At 43.6% G+C, this 303-nt stretch carries 1 protein-coding gene; it reads left to right on the top strand.

Features of this window, described 5'->3' with window-relative positions:
- Positions 1–50: 50 nt before the first annotated feature.
- On the top strand, positions 51–303 hold a 253-nt coding region (locus tag PPOP_RS24965), incomplete at its 3' end, for a hypothetical protein (protein WP_234399912.1).

Raw genomic sequence — 303 nt, forward strand, 5'->3', positions numbered from 1 at the left:
TCCGACTGTATTCGTTACCCGTTATTGTATTCCATATATGGGGTGTACAAGTGATCGGCTCGGTGACGATTGCGCTTATCCAACTGTGTATAGCGCAATGGACGAAGAAGGCGACGGCTGGGTTTGCTTGTGTTGTATTTATCTATTTTGTTAACCTTGTTCTACCAGAGATGCGTATCGGGATCGGTCAACATATTGTTGTGATGAAGACCAATGTGTTATCGCCAGATTCGCTTGGGATGCCCTTGTCGCTGTTTTACACGATCAATATCCTAACTATGGCTATCTTCATCTATGTCAATA

Origin of the sequence: Paenibacillus popilliae ATCC 14706 (assembly GCF_000315235.1) — a bacterium.
Classification (GTDB): domain Bacteria; phylum Bacillota; class Bacilli; order Paenibacillales; family Paenibacillaceae; genus Paenibacillus_B; species Paenibacillus_B popilliae.